We start from the raw sequence: 1,052 nt of genomic DNA on the forward strand, positions 1-1,052 counted from the left end.
AGCCAGACCAGCGAGGGCGACCAGCGGCTGGGGCGGCGGCGTTCGGCCACGGCCAGCGGCACGCTTGGCGGGTGGGCAGGCAGATCTTCAGCCGCGGTCTGCGGCGGGTGTTGGTCACTCATCATCATCCTCGAAAACATCCCAGATCAGTCTGGGATCAAAATGCATGGCCGACAGCATGGTCAGCACCACCACTGCTCCAAAGGCAATGGCCGCCGGCCCGGCCTTGATGGTGGCCAGCGACTGCAGCTGCACCAGCGCCACCAGCAGGCCCACCACATAAATGTCCAGCATCGACCACGGCCCCACCACCTCCAGCAAGCGGTACAGCCGGGTACGCTGGCGCGGCGCCCAGCGCGAACGCCAGTGCACGGTGAGCAGGAGCAGCAGCATGGACAATATCTTCAGCAAGGGCACCAGCACGCTGGCGATGAACACCACCAGCGCCAGCGGCCAGGAACCGCCCTGCCACAGATACACCACCCCGCTCATGATGGTGTCGCGCTGGGTGCCGGACAGCATCTCGGTCAGCATGATGGGCAGCAGATTGGCCGGGATATAACAGATCACCGCGGCAATCAGGAAGGCCCAGGCATATTGCAGGCTGTGCGGCTTGCGCCGGTGCAGCGGGGCGCCACAGCGCGGACAATGCCAGGCGGCCTCTGCGGCAGCGCCGGGCAGGCGGCACAACAGGCTGCAGCCATGACAGCGCCACAGGCCGTGCCGGGCGGCGGTCTTCAACGGGAAGGGCGACATGCCTGATAGCGCTCCCAGAGCTGGCCGGCATCAAAGCGGCTGGCGCTGCCGGCCAGCAGCAGGATCAGGGCAAAAAACGACCACAGGCCGATGCCGGGATGCACTGCCGCCATATGGGCCAGCTTGACCAGCGCCACCAGCACGCCCAGCAGAAAGACCTCGACCATGCCCCAGGGATGCAGGCTGCGCACCAGGCGCATCACCATGGCAAAGCCGGGTGGCGCATGGCCCAGCGACAGCGGCAGCAACAGATAGAGCAGGCAGAGCAGCTCCAGGCCGGGCAACAGCACGCCGGT

Annotated in this window: 2 protein-coding genes; both read right to left on the reverse strand. The window is 66.6% G+C overall.

Going from position 1 to position 1,052, the window contains the following annotated elements:
• Positions 1 to 114: 114 nt before the first annotated feature.
• Complete coding sequence (locus JHD64_RS21085; protein ID WP_110313879.1) at positions 115 to 756, reverse strand: paraquat-inducible protein A; 642 nt, start codon at positions 754 to 756, stop codon at positions 115 to 117.
• Positions 738 to 1,052 (reverse strand): paraquat-inducible protein A (locus tag JHD64_RS21090; RefSeq protein ID WP_199055560.1); only part of this gene is annotated, 315 nt, incomplete at its 5' end. The genes JHD64_RS21090 and JHD64_RS21085, both read right to left, overlap by 19 nt.

This window comes from Aquitalea sp. ASV15 (assembly GCF_016429115.1).
GTDB lineage: Bacteria > Pseudomonadota > Gammaproteobacteria > Burkholderiales > Chromobacteriaceae > Aquitalea > Aquitalea magnusonii.